15 protein-coding genes and 2 pseudogenes are annotated in these 14,988 nt (G+C 61.2%); 10 read left to right on the forward strand and 7 right to left on the reverse strand.

Going from position 1 to position 14,988, the window contains the following annotated elements; all coding sequences use genetic code 11:
- Positions 1-46 precede the first annotated feature (46 nt).
- The 6 genes from AC1M2H_RS23490 (at position 47) to opgB (ending at position 5,787) form a co-directional block, all read left to right on the forward strand.
- Positions 47-823 (forward strand): threonine/serine exporter family protein, encoded by a 777-nt coding sequence (locus AC1M2H_RS23490; protein ID WP_480149268.1) that lies wholly within the window; start codon positions 47-49, stop codon positions 821-823.
- Positions 814-1,287 carry a threonine/serine exporter gene (locus tag AC1M2H_RS23495; RefSeq protein WP_480149269.1) on the forward strand — a complete coding sequence of 158 codons (474 nt, stop codon included), beginning with the start codon at positions 814-816 and terminating at the stop codon, positions 1,285-1,287. The genes AC1M2H_RS23490 and AC1M2H_RS23495 overlap by 10 nt, the downstream gene beginning before the upstream one ends.
- A 106-nt stretch (positions 1,288-1,393) precedes the next feature.
- Entirely contained in the window at positions 1,394-1,933 is a 540-nt protein-coding gene (dnaT, locus tag AC1M2H_RS23500; protein ID WP_480149270.1) for a primosomal protein DnaT, read from the forward strand.
- A 2-nt stretch (positions 1,934-1,935) separates the two neighbouring features.
- Positions 1,936-2,673, forward strand: coding sequence for a replicative helicase loader DnaC (gene dnaC / locus AC1M2H_RS23505; protein ID WP_480149271.1), 738 nt, complete (start codon positions 1,936-1,938; stop codon positions 2,671-2,673).
- Positions 2,674-2,737: 64 nt separating this feature from the next.
- Positions 2,738-3,238 carry a YjjA family protein gene (locus AC1M2H_RS23510; RefSeq protein ID WP_480149272.1) on the forward strand — a complete coding sequence of 167 codons (501 nt, stop codon included), beginning with the start codon at positions 2,738-2,740 and terminating at the stop codon, positions 3,236-3,238.
- A 257-nt stretch (positions 3,239-3,495) separates the two neighbouring features.
- The gene (opgB, locus tag AC1M2H_RS23515) at positions 3,496-5,787 is read left to right on the forward strand and encodes a phosphatidylglycerol--membrane-oligosaccharide glycerophosphotransferase (protein ID WP_480149273.1); all 2,292 of its coding nucleotides are present in this window, start codon (positions 3,496-3,498) and stop codon (positions 5,785-5,787) included.
- 30 nt (positions 5,788-5,817) lie between these two features.
- On the opposite strand, the pseudogene AC1M2H_RS23520 reads toward opgB, so the two are convergent.
- A pseudogene (locus AC1M2H_RS23520) lies at positions 5,818-6,006 on the reverse strand (GNAT family N-acetyltransferase); the annotation flags it as partial.
- A 31-nt stretch (positions 6,007-6,037) separates the two neighbouring features.
- Between AC1M2H_RS23520 and AC1M2H_RS23525 the strand changes: the two are divergent.
- Positions 6,038-6,571 (forward strand): GNAT family N-acetyltransferase, encoded by a 534-nt coding sequence (locus AC1M2H_RS23525; protein ID WP_480149274.1) that lies wholly within the window; start codon positions 6,038-6,040, stop codon positions 6,569-6,571.
- A gap of 82 nt (positions 6,572-6,653) precedes the next feature.
- Positions 6,654-7,517 carry a MurR/RpiR family transcriptional regulator gene (locus tag AC1M2H_RS23530; protein ID WP_480149275.1) on the forward strand — a complete coding sequence of 288 codons (864 nt, stop codon included), beginning with the start codon at positions 6,654-6,656 and terminating at the stop codon, positions 7,515-7,517.
- Here AC1M2H_RS23530 and AC1M2H_RS23535 read toward each other — a convergent pair.
- From AC1M2H_RS23535 to AC1M2H_RS23555, 5 genes are all read right to left on the reverse strand, one after another.
- Entirely contained in the window at positions 7,506-8,114 is a 609-nt protein-coding gene (locus AC1M2H_RS23535) for a 2-dehydro-3-deoxy-6-phosphogalactonate aldolase (RefSeq protein WP_480149276.1), read from the reverse strand. The two genes, AC1M2H_RS23530 and AC1M2H_RS23535, sit on opposite strands and share 12 nt — an antisense overlap.
- The gene (locus tag AC1M2H_RS23540) at positions 8,101-8,970 is read right to left on the reverse strand and encodes a 2-dehydro-3-deoxygalactonokinase (protein WP_480149277.1); all 870 of its coding nucleotides are present in this window, start codon (positions 8,968-8,970) and stop codon (positions 8,101-8,103) included. Before AC1M2H_RS23540 ends, AC1M2H_RS23535 begins: the two co-directional genes overlap by 14 nt.
- A gap of 10 nt (positions 8,971-8,980) precedes the next feature.
- The gene (locus AC1M2H_RS23545) at positions 8,981-10,468 is read right to left on the reverse strand and encodes a sodium:solute symporter family protein (RefSeq protein WP_480149278.1); all 1,488 of its coding nucleotides are present in this window, start codon (positions 10,466-10,468) and stop codon (positions 8,981-8,983) included.
- Between the two features lie 173 nt (positions 10,469-10,641).
- Entirely contained in the window at positions 10,642-11,034 is a 393-nt protein-coding gene (locus AC1M2H_RS23550; protein ID WP_480149279.1) for a RidA family protein, read from the reverse strand.
- 9 nt (positions 11,035-11,043) lie between these two features.
- Complete coding sequence (locus AC1M2H_RS23555) at positions 11,044-12,483, reverse strand: N-acyl-D-amino-acid deacylase family protein (protein WP_480149280.1); 1,440 nt, start codon at positions 12,481-12,483, stop codon at positions 11,044-11,046.
- Here AC1M2H_RS23555 and AC1M2H_RS23560 point away from each other — a divergent pair.
- Together AC1M2H_RS23560 and AC1M2H_RS23565 are read left to right on the forward strand one after the other, a co-directional pair.
- A pseudogene (locus AC1M2H_RS23560) lies at positions 12,452-12,605 on the forward strand (hypothetical protein). The gene AC1M2H_RS23555 and the pseudogene AC1M2H_RS23560 overlap by 32 nt on opposite strands.
- Before the next feature lie 79 nt (positions 12,606-12,684).
- A complete protein-coding gene (locus AC1M2H_RS23565) occupies positions 12,685-13,905 on the forward strand; it encodes an amino acid deaminase (RefSeq protein WP_480149281.1) in 1,221 nt (406 codons plus the stop codon).
- 49 nt (positions 13,906-13,954) lie between these two features.
- Here the strand turns inward: AC1M2H_RS23565 and AC1M2H_RS23570 are convergent, their stop codons facing one another.
- Positions 13,955-14,965 carry an Ldh family oxidoreductase gene (locus AC1M2H_RS23570; protein WP_480149283.1) on the reverse strand — a complete coding sequence of 337 codons (1,011 nt, stop codon included), beginning with the start codon at positions 14,963-14,965 and terminating at the stop codon, positions 13,955-13,957.
- Positions 14,966-14,988: the final 23 nt, after the last annotated feature.

Below are 14,988 nucleotides of genomic sequence, written 5' to 3' on the forward strand. Positions count from 1 at the left end.
TAGCAACGGACACTACGGCATCGGGCGTTACTGACGGCAGGTATTTATGCAAGCAGATCGAGCAGTTCAGCGCACAATTACGCGATTGTGCATTCAGTGTGGTCTTTTCTTACTGCAACACGGGGCGGAAAGCGCGCTGGTTGAGGAGCTTTCTACTCGCCTGGGGCGGGCGTTAGGCATGGACAGCGTGGAAAGCGCCATTTCATCGAATGCGATTGTCCTCACCACCATCAAAGACGGCGAATGCCTGACCTCCACGCGCAAGAATATCGATCGCGGCATTAATATGCACGTGGTGACCGAAGTGCAGCATATAGTGATCCTTACCGAGCATAAGCTGCTGGATTATAAAGATGTGGAAAAGCGCTTCTCCCAGATCAAGCCGCTGCGCTACCCGCGCTGGCTGCTGGTGCTGATGGTCGGGCTCTCCTGCGCCTGCTTCTGCAAATTAAACAACGGCGGCTGGGACGGCGCGCTGGTCACCTTCTGCGCCAGCACCATCGCCATGTATATCCGCCAGCTGCTGACCCACCGCTCGATGCATCCGCAGATTAACTTTTGCATTACCGCCTTTGTCGCCACCACCATCTCCGGGCTGATGCTACGTTTACCGGCATTTTCCAGCACGCCAACCGTGGCGATGGCCGCCAGCGTGCTGCTGCTGGTACCCGGTTTTCCGCTGATCAACGCCGTGGCGGATATGTTCAAAGGGCATATCAATACCGGCCTTGCGCGCTGGGCGCTGGCCAGCCTGCTGACCCTTGCCACCTGCATTGGCGTAGTGATGGCGATGACCATGTGGGGGCTGCGCGGATGGGCATAATGACGTATCTGTTTGCGCTGGCGCAGGATATGGCGCTGGCGGCCATCCCTGCCGTTGGCTTCGCGATGGTATTTAACGTTCCGCAGCGGGCGCTGCGCTGGTGCGCGCTGCTGGGCGCCATTGGTCACGGTTCACGGATGGTGATGATGACGGCGGGCTTTAATATCGAGTGGGCCACCTTCCTTGCCGCCCTGCTGATTGGCAGCATCGGCATTCAGTGGTCCCGCTGGTACCTGGCGCACCCGAAGATCTTTACCGTTGCCGCGGTGATCCCAATGTTCCCCGGCATCTCCGCCTATACGGCGATGATCTCGGCGGTAAAAATCAGTCATTTTGGTTATTCTGAAGAGATGATGATTATGCTGTTAAGCAACTTTTTAAAAGCATCGTCGATCGTGGGTGCGCTCTCTATCGGCCTCTCTATTCCTGGCCTGTGGCTGTACCGCAAGCGTCCGCGGGTATAGCGAGCCGCGCCGCCGGGATCGGTCAGTCGCTCCATCCCGGCCGGGCGCTGTGCTACTATGTGTGCTATTCCCCCTCTCTATCGTTGTTCAGAGTTGAGATAGTGTTATGTCTTCGCGAATTTTAACTACCGATTTTAGCGGCCTGGATGATTTCATGCAGGATCCTGCGGCCATTCTCGCAAAATCGGCCCGCGGCGCGGTTGCCGTTTTTGCCAACAACGCTCCCGCCTTCTATGCGCTGACGCCGGAACGCCTGGCCCAGCTGCTTGAGCTGGAGAGTAAGCTGACGCGCCCCGGCAGCGATATCGCGCTTGATACGCAGTTTTTTGACGAGCCGGCCGCCGCGCCGGTCGCAGTCCCCATGGGGAAATTCGCCATGTACGCCGACTGGCAGCCGGACGCGGATTTTCAGCGCCTCGCGGCGCTGTGGGGCATCGCCCTAAGCCAGCCGGTCACGCCGGAAGAGCTGGCGGCATTCGTCGCCTACTGGCAGGCGGAAGGTAAAGTCTTTCATCACGTGCAGTGGCAGCAGAAGCTGGCGCGTAGCGTGCAAATCGGGCGTGCCGGCAACGGCGGCCAGCCACGACGCGATGTGAATACGCTCAGCGAGCCGGATAGCCATATTCCACGGGGGTTCAGAGGATGAGCATGAAAAACGTTGGCGAACTGATGAAGCGCCTGCAAAAGATGATGCCTGCCCATATCGAACCGGCGTTCAAAAGCGGCGAAGAGCTGCTGGCCTGGCAGAAAGAGCAGGGCAAGCTGCGCTCTGAGGCCCTTGAGCGGGAGAACCGGGCGATGAAAATGCAGCGCACGTTTAACCGCTCCGGCATCCGCCCGCTGCACCAGAACTGCTCGTTTGAGAACTACCGGGTTGAGTGCGAGGGCCAGATGAACGCGCTGTCCAGAGCCCGCCAGTACGTTGAAGAGTTCGACGGCAACATCGCCAGCTTTATCTTTTCCGGCAAGCCCGGCACCGGTAAAAACCACCTTGCGGCCGCCATTTGCAACGAGCTGCTGCTGCGCGGTAAATCGGTGTTGATCATTACCGTCGCCGACATTATGTCGGCAATGAAGGACACCTTCGGCAACCGGGAGATCAGCGAAGAGCAGCTGCTGAACGATCTCAGCCGGGTCGATCTGCTGGTGATCGATGAGATCGGCATGCAAACCGAATCGCGCTATGAAAAGGTGATCATCAATCAGATCGTCGATCGCCGCTCCTCATCAAAGCGCCCGACAGGCATGTTAACCAACAGCAACATGGACGAGATGAACAAGCTGCTCGGCGAGCGCGTGATGGACCGCATGCGCCTCGGCAATAGCCTGTGGGTGATTTTCAACTGGGATAGCTATCGTCACCGGGTCACCGGCAAAGAGTATTAAGACATTTCCGAGCTCAGGCGGGGTTATACTGCGGAATACTTCCGTAACCACGATGAGTAAACTTATGAAATCTGCACACTCCTTGTTCCGCACTCTGATGATTGCCGGCGCCTTTTTCGCAGCCGGCGCGCAGGCCGCCTCCTGGCAGGACTCCCTCTCCAGCGCCGCCAGCGAGCTCAGCGGCAGCAGCCAGAGCGGCTCGCAGCAAAGCGGCGCGCTGTCGCTCTCCTCGCTGACCGGCCTGCTGAACGGAGGGAGCCAGTCGCTAACCTCCAGCAGCATGAACAACGCCGCCGGCATTATGTCGTACTGCGCGAAGCAAAAGCTCGCCTCGGTGACCAATACCGAAAACATCAAAAACCAGGTTCTGGATAAGCTCGGCCTCGGCACCGCGGAAAAACAGAAAGAGGATACCGGCTATCTTGAAGGTTTACAGGGTCTGCTGAACAGCAATAACGGCCAGCAGCTGAACCTGAGCACTCTCGGCAGCAGCCCGCTGGCGGAAAAAGTGAAAACCAAAGCCTGCGATCTGGTCCTCGAGCAGGGCGCGAAATTCCTCTCCTGATCCCCTCCCCCGATGCCGCGTTTGGCGCCTTAGCGTAGCCAACGCGGCCGCAACGCCGTTTTTTAACATTGATGGTCTCATTTTTCCCCGCCGGGAAGGATGAGACGTCGATCAAAAATGGCGACTTATAGACCAATTCTGAACCACAGCACACTTTAATGACTCTACAATTGCAGCAATATGGCGCTGCCATTACAGTGTACCGTGGAAACCGATCCATTCTGCCTGCGGTCAGCTGGCGCTAATGAGGGTAAGCTGTGTCAGAGTTGTTATCCATCGCCCTGTTTTTCACCTCGGTGGTGATTTATGCCTTAAAAGCCGGTCGCAATACCTGGTGGTTTGCCGCTACGCTGACGGTGCTGGGCCTGTTTGTGGTCCTCAACATCACCCTCTACGCCAGCGATTATTTTACCGGCGACGGCATTAATGACGCGGTGCTTTATACCCTGACCAACAGCCTGACCGGCGCGGGCGTCGGCAAATATATTCTTCCCGGCGCCGGGATTATCGTGGCGCTGGTGAGCGTTTTTAGCGCCCTTGGCTGGATACTGCGCCGACGCCGCCATCATCCTCACCACTTTGGCTACAGCCTGCTGGCGCTGGTTCTCGCGCTGGCTTCCGTTGACGCCAGCCCGGCGTTCCGCCAGATTAGCGAGCTGGTGAAATCCCAGTCCCGCGACGGCGATCCGGATTTTGTCGCCTACTATAAAGAGCCGTCGAAAAGCATCGCCAACCCGCAGCTCAACCTGGTCTATATCTACGGCGAAAGCCTTGAGCGCACCTATTTTGATAACGACGCTTTCCCTGACCTGGCGCCCGAGCTTGGCAGGCTGAAAAGCGAAGGCCTCGATTTCAGCAACACCGTGCAGCTGCCGGGTACCGACTACACTATCGCCGGGATGGTCGCCTCGCAGTGCGGTATTCCGCTGTTTGCGCCGTTTGAAGGCAACGCCTCGGCCTCGGTATCCAGCTTCTTCCCGCAGAATATCTGCCTCGGCGACATTCTGAAAAACTCCGGCTATGAAAACTATTTTGTACAGGGCGCCAACCTGCGTTTCGCCGGGAAGGACGTGTTCCTGAAGTCCCACGGCTTCGATCACCTGTACGGCGCTGAAGAGCTGAAAACCACCGTTGCCGACCCCGCCTATCGCAACGACTGGGGCTTCTACGACGATACCGTGCTGGATGAAACCTGGAAAAAATTCGAACAGCTTTCGCAGTCCGGTAAACGCTTCTCGCTCTTTGCGCTGACGGTGGATACCCACCATCCTGACGGTTTTATTTCGCGCACCTGCCAACGCAAAAGCTATGAAATAGGCGGTAAAAAGAACCTCTCCTTTAGCGCGGTAAGCTGCAGCCAGGAGCATATCGCGGCGCTTATCGAGAAGATCAAAGCCTCGCCCTATTTCAAAAACACGGTGATCGTGGTCTCTTCCGATCACCTGGCGATGAAAAACACCGCCTGGGAATATCTCAACAAGCAGGATCGCAGCAACCTGTTCTTCGTGCTGCGCGGTGACCAGCCGCAGCAGGATACGCTGGCAGTGAAGCGCAATACCATGGACAACGGCGCCACGGTGCTGGATATCCTCGGCGGCGACAACTATATCGGTCTCGGCCGCAGCAGCCTCTCCGGGCAGTCGCTTTCCGGTATATTCCTCAATATGAAAGAGAAGGTGCTGGCCTGGAAGCCGGACGTCATCCGCCTGTGGAACTTCCCGAAAGAGATGAAAAACTTCACCGTTGACGCGCAGAAAAGCATGGTCTCCTTCTCCGGCAGCCACTTCCGCCTGCCGCTGCTGCTGCGGGTCTCCGATAAGCGCGTCGAGCCGCTGCCGGAGAGCGAATACTCCGCCCCGCTGCGCTACCAGCTGGCCGATTTTGCCCCGCGCGATAACTTTGTCTGGATCGACCGCTGCTACAAGATGGGCCAGCTGTGGTCCAGCGAGCTGTCGCTCTCCACCGACTGGTGCGTATCGCAGGGCCAGCTCGGCGGCGAGCAGACCGTCCAGCGCGTCGATAAGCCCCAGTGGCAGGGAAAAACGGCATTTAAAGACACCCTCATCGATATGGAGCGCTATAAAGGCAACGTCAACACGCTGAAAATTGTCGATAACGATATTCGCTATAAGGCCGACAGCTTCGTGTTTAACGTCGCCGGCGCGCCGGAGGAGGTCAGGCAGTTTAGCGGCATCTCCCGGCCGGAATCCTGGGGCCGCTGGTCCAACGCGCAGCTGGGCAGCGAAGTCAAAATCGAGTTTAAGAACCCGCTGCCGGAGAAATTCGATCTGGTGATCACCGCCAAGGCCTACGGACCCAACGCCAACAAGCCGATCCCGGTGCGCGTTGGCGATAGCGAACAGATGCTGACGCTGGCGAATGACGTCTCCACCACCACGCTGCATTTCGACAACCCGGCGCGCAGCGATACGCTGATCATCGTCCCGCCGGACCCGCAGTCCACCAACGAAGGCAATATTCTCGGCCACGCGCCGCGCCAGCTAGGAATCGGCATGGTGGATATAAAAATCGTCAAGCGCGAAGGCTAAACCTACTCGTCCGGCTCTCTGAGGGCCGGACGCCGCCGGCGTATCCCCCGCCAGCCAGACGCAGGAATCCAGCAGGCTCAGCCCTTCAGAGCCGAAGCGCTGGACAAACACCTCGACCGACAGCGCAACGGGCACCAGGTAATCTTCGAAGCAGTCGCATAGGATCGTCGTCAGCTGTTCGCTGCTAAAGCAGGTGGCGGGGACGGCGGTCAACTCCATACGTTTCTCCCAAAGGTGCTATGCTGAGGCAATGAAAACTAACACTATAACCGCCGAAGTGACATTGCGCCTGACCGGGGAGAGCGATATTCCCCGGCTGCCCGCTATTGAGCGATCGGCGGCGCAGGCTTTTCGTCAGATCCCCGCTCTCGCCTGGCTGGCAGATAGCGCGGTCATCAGCGCCCGGGAGCATTATCAGTATCTCGAAACGGACCACAGCCTGCTGGCCATCGTCGGCGGCGAGCCCGTCGGCTTCCTGCTGAGCGAGCCGCTCGATGATGCGCTGTTTATCGTGGAAATCGCCGTCCATCAGCAGTGGCAGGGGCGCGGCATTGGCCGGATGATGCTGGCACGGGTTATCGATACCGCCCGCGGCATGGGCTATCCGGCGCTGACCCTCACCACCTTCCGCGAGGTGCCGTGGAACGCCCCGTTCTACACCCGCCTGGGGTTCTGCATGCTCGATGAGCAGCACCTGCCGTCCGGGCTGGCGGCCAAAAGGCAGCGGGAAACGGACCACGGCCTGCTACCGGAGACCCGCTGCGCCATGCGCCTCGCGCTGTAGGCCACATTGCCGCGCCGGCGCTGCTTTTTTGGCCCTGAATATGGTACAAAGTATCATTACACATTTAGCGACTGACACCCGTATGGCCTACTCGATCGATATCATCTCCTGCATCACCGATCGCTTTCTCGAGCTGACCGTTACCGAAAAGCGAATTGCCCAGTTTATTCTCGACGATGTCGCCGCCGCGGCCGAGCTGCCGATTGCCGAAATCGCTCGCCTGACCAGCACCAGCCAGGCCTCCGTCACCCGCTTTGCGCGGGCGCTGGGATGCAAGGACGTCCGCGAGCTGAAAATGAAGCTCGCGCAGTCGCTGGCCGTCGGGCAGCGCTTTATTCTGGATGTCCCGGATCTGGAAGGCGTACAGGGGATCTACGAGTCAATCATTGGCGTCCTCGAGACCAACCGTCGGGCGCTGGATATTAACGCGCTCAAGCGCGCCGTCGCCTGGCTTAGCGATGCCCGGCAAATACTGGCGCTCGGCATGGGCGGCGGCTCGACCATCTGCGCCCAGGAGATTCAGTATCGCCTGTTTCGCCTCGGCCTGCCGGTCGTCAGCCAGAACGACGGCCTGCTGGTGCGCATGATGAGCTCGGCCGTGACGCCGAAGGACGTGGTTATCGTGCTGTCGCTGGGGGGCTATACCAAAGAGATTATTGAAAGCGCGGCGATCGCCAGGCAGTACGGGGCGAAGGTGATCGCTATCGCCCCGGCGGGTACGCCGCTGGCGGAGCAGGCGGATCTGCTGCTGCCGCTGCTGGTGCGCGAAAACGACTATATTTTCAAACCCAGCACCTCGCGTTACGCCATGCTGGCGATGGTCGACGTGCTGGCCACCGAACTGGCAATGGCCAACAAGCCGCAGGCCAAAGACCGCCTGCGGCGCATCAAGCTGGCGCTCGACAGCCACCGCGGCGGCGTCGATCGTCAGCCCCTAGGCGACTAGCCCCCGGCCGGCGGCAATAAAGCGATCCGCCTGCGCGCGGGTGTGCGCCGGCGTCTGCCCGGCTCGGTAGAGGTCGCTCCCCAACCCCGCGCCGGCGCATCCGGCCTGTACCCAGATAGCGAGGTTATCCGGCGTAACGCCCCCTACCGCCAGCACCGGCACCTCCGGGGGCAGCACCGCCTTCAGCGCCCGGATATAGTCCGGGCCAAAGGCGGATGACGGAAAGATTTTCAGCCACTGCGCGCCGGCCTCCAGGGCGTTAAACGCTTCGGTCGCAGTGGCGCACCCGGCGCAGACCAGCATCCCCTGCGCCACCGCCCGGCGGATCACCGCCGGCTGGGTATTCGGCGTCACCACCAGCTTCGCCCCCGCCGCGGCAAGAAAATCCACCTGTTCGACGTTAAGTACCGTCCCTGCGCCAATCACCGCCCGATCTGCAAAGCGGCCGACCATCTGCGGAATACTGTGCTGCCAGTCCGGTGAATTAAGCGGGATTTCGATATAGCGAAAACCGGCGTCAATCAGCGTCTCAACGTGTTCCGCCGCCTCTGCGGGGCCAATACCGCGCAAAATCGCGATCAGTTTAACTGCGTTCATTCATTATCCTCGCCATACCATTCAGAAACGCCTCATCGCCGCTACAGCTCTGCACGACCCAACCTTGCGCCGACATTGCCCGTCGGTAGCGGGCAGTCAGCGCCGGATCGCCTACCAGGGTGACGGCGGCGCTGCGGTAGCGATCGCCAAAAGCCGCCACCTCGGCGCCAATCAGCAACCCGGAGAGATAGTCGCTGACCGAAGCCGGCGCCAGCGCCCCCAGCAGCCGCGCGGCGCGGGCGGTGAACAGCTCGGCTGCCAGCGGCGAGGCCATGCCTTTTTCCAGCCCCAGTTCAAAAGCGGCGTCGTCCGGCCGCTGTTCGGGAAGCTGCCTGCCAATCAGCGACTGGCTAAGCAGCAGGTGATGCAGCTCGCCGGTCATGGCGGTGGAGAAATGCTGCACGACCCCGCGCTCGACCTGTACCCACTTGCTGTGGGTGCCCGGCATAATGTAACAATCGGCCGGAGCAATGTGCCCGGCGCCCAGCAGCTGGGTCTCTTCGCCGCGCATCACGCCGTAGTCCCCGGCCTGTTCGACCTTGAGACCGGGCACGATCCACACGTTTTCAGCAACGCTGAACAGCCGGCGGCCCGGCGCGTCGATGGCGACCGGACAGGCCAGATAGGGCACCGGCTGCCAGCCGGCATCGCTGCCGACCATCCCGGCCATCACTACCGGCAGCGCCCGCTCGCCGCGCCAGGGCACCAGATGCTGGCGGAAGATCTCCGCCGGCGCCTGCCCGTTAAGCCGCGAGATCCCCAGCGGCAGCTGTTTCGTTGTCACGCACTTCCCGTCGCGTATCAGCCAGCCGCGCAGCTGCGTGGATCCCCAGTCGACGGCGATATAGTCCTGCATCTGCGTCCCCTTAGCCCTGCGACGTATTGCGTTTGCCGATGGCCAGCGGCGGTGCCGCCGGGGTGCTTTCCCGTTCGCGGGTAATCATCTCCAGCGCCTCTTCGCGGCTCATGCCGCTCGCCGGCGTCAGCAGCGTGACGACCACCGAAGCCACCAGGCTGGTGAGCACCGACGGAATGCACGGGTTGCCCCAGGATGCCAGCCAGCCGCTGTCCATCAGCACGGCGACCGATGCGCCGGCGCCGCCGGCCAGCGCGGCCACCGCACCCTGCCAGTTAAAGCGCGTCCAGAAGCGGCCGAGCATGGTGCAGATAAACATCCCGGACATAATCATCGAGATCATTTTGGTGATGTAGCTAATGATGTCGTTGGAGGTCAGGGCAAATAGCAGCGCCAGGGCGATAACCAGCACGAGGAACATCCGCGACAGGCGAATCGCCCTCTCTGGCGCAGGCATATGGCCAGTCACCAGGGTGTAAAGGTCGCGCAGCATAATCGAGACGGCGGCGATGGCGTCAGAGCTGCCGGAGGACATATTGGCCGACATCCCGGCGATCAGAATCGCCATCGCCAGCACCGGCGGCAGGACCTGGGTGGCAAACAGGAAGGCAAAGCCGCTGTTTTCGAGATTGGCGTTCATCGTCCACACCGCCATGCCGATAATCGCCGGCAGGAACGAAAAGCCGAGATAGAGCAGGCCGGTGATGGTGAACGACTGGCGCACGGAGGAGACGGTTTTTGCCGAGTAGATACGCTGGCGGTAGGATGGGGTTGCCAGAACGCCTACGCCAATCACCACCGCCAGAGAGAGCGCCGGCAGCACCCCGAGCTTATCGACGGCAAACAGGCTCTGGGCCGCCGGGTCAACCGCCTGCTGAATATGGTTCCAGCCGCCGACGTGGTGGACCGCGAAGATCGCCATTAAAATAAAGCCGACAAACAGGACGATTGATTGAATGGTGTCGATCCACACCACCGCCGAGTAGCCGCCAATGCCGACGTAAACCACAAAAGCCAGCGCAATAATAATTTTGGCGACGTTGATATCAATGCCGCTGGCCCACGCCAGATAGAGGCCGCCGCCCAATATATGGGCCCCGAGCCAACCGATAGAGGCAATAAATATAAGGATCGCCACCAGGTTTTTAATAATTTTGCTGCCGCCGGTGTAATACGCCATCTCTTCGCTCATGGTCATAAAGCGAAATTTACGCACCGGGGCAAAGAGCCACGCCACCAGCAAAATACCGACCGCGCCGCCGAGGCCGTACAGCATCCCCGCCCAGCCGTTGCTGTAGCCAAAGCCGACGGCGCCGACGCTGGAGCCGGTGCCGACCATGGTGCCGACCGTCGACCCCAGCGTCAGGAACATCGGCAGCGAGCGCCCGCCCAGCAGGAAGTCGTCGCCGTTCTTTTGCTTGCGCGAAACGTACCAGCCTAAGGCGATCATCGCGCAGGCATAAACGGAAAACCAAATCAGGAATGACATATTATTCATTGCTCACATCCAGGCGTAATAAATAATATTCGTACCGCTGAATATTATGAGTTAATAGTAACGATGCCGAAAAAAGGCACAGCAATCCCGGTCGCGCCGGCCGATATATTCGGCCTGGCGCTGCTTGTACATTGTTATGGGTCGCTCCCCGGCCCGCGGCGGGGAGCTATTATTTAGACGCGGGCGGCGTTATAGCAGGTCACATCCACTTCAACTTTACAGTCCACCACCAGATCGGCGACGCAGCAGATCCGCGCCGGCGGATGTTCGCCAAAGAATTCGCGGAACACTTTGTTGAAAGACTGGAAATAGCGCGAGTCGGTGAGGATCACCTTCACGTGCACCACGTCGGCAAGGGCATAGCCCGCTTCATTCATGATATCGACGCAGTTCTGCATCGCCAGCCGCGACTGCTCGACGATACCGCCCTCCACCACTTCACCGTTTTTCATCGGCGTCTGGCCGGACACGTACAGCCAGCCGCCCGCTTCCACCGCGCGGGCAAACGGCAGATGCTGCCCGCCGGTGCCAGTTCCACCTTCCACGCCGTAACGTTTAATGCTCATACTCACTCCTTAGTCCATCCGGCGGCGCAGGAAACGCCCCGCGCGCCCGGTAATTTTTTTATCGCTGCCGTAGCTCATAACGCCGTTGACCATCACCGCCTCAATGCCCTCCGCCGGCCGCTTCGGGTCGGAGAAGCTGGCCACGTCGCGCACCGTCTGTGGGTCAAACAGCACCAAATCGGCAAAGTAGCCGGTTTTCACCAGCCCACGCTCCGGCAGCTGGAAGCGCGCCGCCGACAGCCCGGTCATTTTGTGAATCGCGGTGGTCAGCGGGAAAAGCTGCTCGTCGCGGCTGTAGTGCCCCAGCACCCGCGGGAAAGCGCCCCACAGCCGCGGATGCGGCATCGGATCGTTCGGCAGGCCGTCGGAGCCGATCATGGTCACCGGATAGCGCATCACCCGCCGCACGTCCTGCTCGTCCATGTTGTAGTAGATAGCGCCCGCCGGCATCAGCTGCGCCGCGGCGTCGTGCAGGCTGACCTGCCACTCGTCGGCGATCTGCCGCAGCGTTTTTCCCGCCTGCTCCGGCCGGGACTCGGACCAGGTGATCACGATGTCGAATTCATCGGTCACCTGCTTCATATCCAGCGTCGAGGAGCTGGCGGAATAGGGATAGCAGTCGCAGGCGATCTCCTGGCGCTGGCGCATCTCGTCGAAGAAGGCCAGCGTCTCGCGCGTGCGCCCCCAGTTCTTCGCCCCGGCGCACTTGTGATGAGAAACCACCACCGGGACGTTGCCGTGGCGGCCGATGCGAAACGCTTCGTCGAGAGCCTCAAGGATAGGCTCAAACTCGGACCGCAGATGGGTGGTGTAGATCCCCTTCTCCGCCGCCAACTCCTCCGCCAGCGCCATCACCTCTTCAGTGGTGGAGTGGAACGCGCTGGCGTAGGCCAGGCCGGTGCTCAGACCCAGCGCCCCTTCACGTAGCGCATCGCGCAGCTGGACGCGCATGCCGGCAATCTCCGTCTCCGTCGCCGGGCGGAACAGATCGTCCATATGGTTATTACGCAGCGCGGTATGGCCAATCAGCGTGCCGACGTTAAGCGAGGGCCTGGCCACCTCCACCGCGTGCGCGTAGTCCTGCACGGTGGGATAGATAAAGTGCTCCTGCTCGCCCAGCAGGTTCATCGGGTCAGGCACCGCGCCGCGCATGGTCGCCACCGCCGCGCTGATCCCGCAGTTGCCGACGATCACCGTCGTCACGCCCTGGCTGAGTTTGGGTAAATATTCCGGAATCCGGATGACGTTAATATCGTCATGGGTATGCACATCGATAAAGCCGGGCGCCAGCACGCGGCCCTGGCCCTCAATTTCGCGCTCTGCCGTCACCGGCAGCGCCGGAGCGATCGCCACAATACGATCCCCCTTCACCGCCACGTCGCCGCGATACTGCGGCCCGCCGCTGCCGTCAATTACCGTGACGTTCTTAAAAAGCCAGTCAACCTTCATCGCAATTACTCCCTTTCAACTCTGCCGACAAGTTAACCATTTACAAGGCATAAAAACAGTGGAAAACTACGCAAAACCCAGATCGTTTTGTGATACTTTTATTCACAACGAATAATTTTTAAGTATTAAAATAATATTTATCAAACAGTTATACATGATACTCATTCCAAGTCCGCACGTGAAACCTGAAAGGATAGTGTTATGAAATACCATTGCACGACGCTTGTCCCGCATAAGTCCGCGCCGATGACATCGCCGGCGAACCTGCTGGCGGAAGAGGTCTGCCTGCCCGCCGCGCTGCTGAAAAAAAGCGCGCTGGAAAACAATATCGCCTGGATGCAGCGCTACGCCGACGCCCGCGGCGTCTCGCTGGCGCCGCACGGCAAAACGACGATGACGCCGTGGATTTTTCAGGCCCAGCAGCGGGCCGGCGCCTGGGGGATCGGGGTCGGCAGCGCCTGGCAGGCCGGAGCGGCGATGGCCAGCGGCGTCCAGCGCGTATTGATGGTCAATCAGCTGGTGGGCAAGGCCAACATGCAGGCCGTTTCGCAGCTGAAAACCCACTACCGCGGCGTCGATTTCATCTGCTGCATCGATAGCCTCGCTAACGCCCGGGCGCTGTCGGCCTTTTTCGCCGAACGCCGGCAAACCCTGGACGTGCTGATTGAGCTAGGAGTACCCGGCGGGCGCTGCGGCTGCCGCAGCGTAGAGGATGCGCTGGCGCTGGCGCAGACCGCGGCGGAGCTGCCGGGCCTGACGCTGCGCGGGCTGGAGCTGTATGAAGGGGTGCTGCACGGCGACGATCCGCAGCCGCAGGTCGAAGCGCTGCTGCGCCAGGCCGCGGACCTCGCCTGCCGGATGGAGCCACTGGTCGACGGCGAGTTCATCCTCACCGGCGCGGGCACCGTATGGTATGACGTGGTGTGCAACATCTGGCTGGCGGCCAAAAAGCCGGCACGCTGCCGGATAGCCATCCGCCCCGGCTGCTACATCACGCACGATATGGGGATCTACGATGATGCCCAGCGGGCGCTGATCGCTCGGGATCCGATCGCCTGCGGTCTGGCAGGCGACCTGACCTCGGCCCTCGAACTGATGGCGATGGTGCAGTCGGTTCCGGAAGCGGATCGCGCGGTGGTGAACTTCGGCAAGCGCGACTGCGCTTTCGATGCCGGACTGCCGCAGCCCATCGCCCACTATCGCGACGGAGAGCCGCTGGCGCTGCGCGCGGAGGCGATCGTCAGCGTCGGGATCATGGATCAGCACTGCATGCTGCGCCTGGCGCCGGGCAGCGACGTGCAGGTCGGCGATATCCTGGTCTTCGGCACCTCGCACCCGTGCCTGACCTTCGACAAATGGAAGGCGCTGCTGCTGGTCGACGACGACTATAACGTGCTGGAAGAGCTGGATACGCTGTTCTGATTAATCCCGGATGACGGCCTGCGCCCGGGCCCGCCGGGCGCAAAAAAACCTAACGCCGCAGGGCGACAATCTCCTCGTACAGCGAACGCCCGATGGTCACCCCCTGGCGTTCGCTGACCTGACGACGGTCAAAGCGGCGCTCGCCGGGAAGCCGGGCCCCCTGCGAACGCATGGCGTCAAACAGCGTCTCCGCCCGCGCCAGGTGCTCGTCCGCCTGCGGTCCGAGAAAGCACTGCGGATCGAGCGCCAGGATCAGCTCACCGCCGTACGGCAGCCCGCCGGCGCCGTTGTCCCACGCCAGCGACTCCGCGCTGGTCATATCGCCGATCAGCGGCCCGGCGATCAGCTCCACCATCGCCGCCAGCGCCGACCCCTTGTGGCCGCCAAAGGTCAGCATCGCCCCGTCGAGAACGGCGGCGGCATCGGTGGTGGGCTCTCCTTCGGCGTCGATTCCCCAGCCTTCCGGTAAAGGTTTCCCGGCGCGCTGATGCAGCTGGATCTCGCCGCGCGCCGCCACGCTGGTTGCCATATCAAAAATAAACGGCGGCTTGTCGCCGCGCGGCCAGCCAAAGGCGATAGGGTTGGTGCCGAAGAGCGGCCGGCTGCCGCCCGCCGGCGCAACCCACGCGTGGCCCGGCGTGCAGGCCAGCCCCACCAGCCCCGCCTCGGTAAGCGGCTCAACGTCGGCGAACAGGGCCGAGAAGTGCACGCAGCGGTTAATCGCCAGCGCGGCAATACCGCTGTGGCGCGCCTTAGCGCACAAGAGCGGCAGCGCGCGCTCAAAGGCCAGCAGCGAAAAGGCGCCGTTGGCATCCACCCGCACCACCGCCGGCGCCCGGTCGTCAATCTGCGGCTCGGCGTCGGGCGAAACCTTCCCCTTGCGCAGAGTATCGACGATCCCCAGCAGGCGCCACAGGCCGTGGGAAGCGCAGCCGTCGCGCTCCCCGGCGGTCACGTTACGCGCCACGGCCGCCGCATGGCTCTCGCTGAAACCATTGTCGCTGAGCACCTCGCGGGAAAGCGCCTCAGCCTCTGGCAACGTCAGCGTTACCGTATCCATACTCTTCTCCTTTACTCTTCTAC

Source organism: Klebsiella sp. F11 (genome assembly GCF_056712265.1).